The organism is Shewanella sp. 6_MG-2023 (assembly GCF_030547195.1).
GTDB lineage: Bacteria > Pseudomonadota > Gammaproteobacteria > Enterobacterales > Shewanellaceae > Shewanella.
In genome coordinates this window covers 1-1,181 of the sequence record NZ_JAUOQU010000077.1, presented here as the reverse complement: position 1 = coordinate 1,181, position 1,181 = coordinate 1, and the positions used below count along the sequence as shown (strand labels likewise).

The following is a 1,181-nucleotide window of genomic DNA, read 5'->3' as shown; positions in this document are numbered from 1 at the left end:
ATAGAGAGTCAAGGATAGGCAGATACTCATGAACAAAAAAGATATTGAAGCTTTTGCTAAAGAAGCTGCTAAAAGCATTAAAACACCAGAAGACTTAAATCAATTCAGTCAGATGCTCAAAAAGATAACGGTCGAAGCCGCTCTTAATGCCGAAATGGATGACCACCTGGGCTATGAGAAACACCATAAATCGACTTCTGCTAATAGCCGTAACGGTAAAACCAGCAAGCGCATTCAAACTGAAGATGGTCAATTTGAGCTTGATACGCCGCGAGACCGTGAAGGCAGTTTCGAACCTCAGTTAGTTAAAAAACACCAGTCCAGATTTACCTCTATGGACGATAAAATATTGTGGCTCTACGCTCAAGGCATGAGTACTCGTGATATCGTTCAAGCCTTTGATGAATGGTACGGCGCAGAGATATCACCCACGTTAGTTTCTCGCGTTACCAACGCCGTTCTAGAGCAAGTTATTGAATGGCAAAGTCGACCTTTAGATGCCATTTACCCAATCGTTTACCTTGATTGTATCGTCGTAAAAATCCGTCAGGATAAGCGCGTTATTAACAAATCTATTTTCTTAGCGTTAGGCATTAACCTTGAAGGTCACAAAGAGCTAATGGGGCTTTGGATAGCTGAAAATGAAGGGGCTAAATTTTGGTTAGGTGTCCTCACTGAACTACAGCAACGAGGCGTTGAGGATATTCTCATCGCTTGTGTTGATGGCTTAAAAGGCTTCCCTGATGCTATCAATACCGTTTATCCAGATACTCATGTACAGCTCTGTATCGTACATATGGTCAGAAATTCATTAAAGTACGTATCGTGGAAAGACTACAAGGCAGTCACTGCGGACCTTAAAAGCATCTACCAATCAACAACGGAGGAGGAAGCTTTACTTGAATTAGACCGTTTCAGCGATACCTGGGATGAGCAATACCCCCAAATCAGCAAGTCATGGCATAATCATTGGCACAACTTAAATACGTTTTTCAATTATCCTCAGGATATTCGTAAGGCCATTTACACAACCAATGCTATAGAGTCGTTAAATAGCGTGATTAGACGAGCGTTGAAAAAACGTAAGGTATTTCCTAATGATGACTCGGCCAAGAAAATGATTTACCTTGCGATAAAAGAAGCCAGTAAAAAATGGACCATGCCCATCCGAAACTGGCGTA

The 1,181-nt window shown here is 41.7% G+C and carries 1 protein-coding gene; it reads left to right on the top strand.

Annotated elements, in window-relative coordinates; genetic code table 11:
- Positions 1-28 precede the first annotated feature (28 nt).
- Positions 29-1,181, top strand: a 1,153-nt coding sequence (locus tag Q4533_RS19610) for an IS256 family transposase (protein ID WP_303503919.1), incomplete at its 3' end; no start/stop codon positions are given.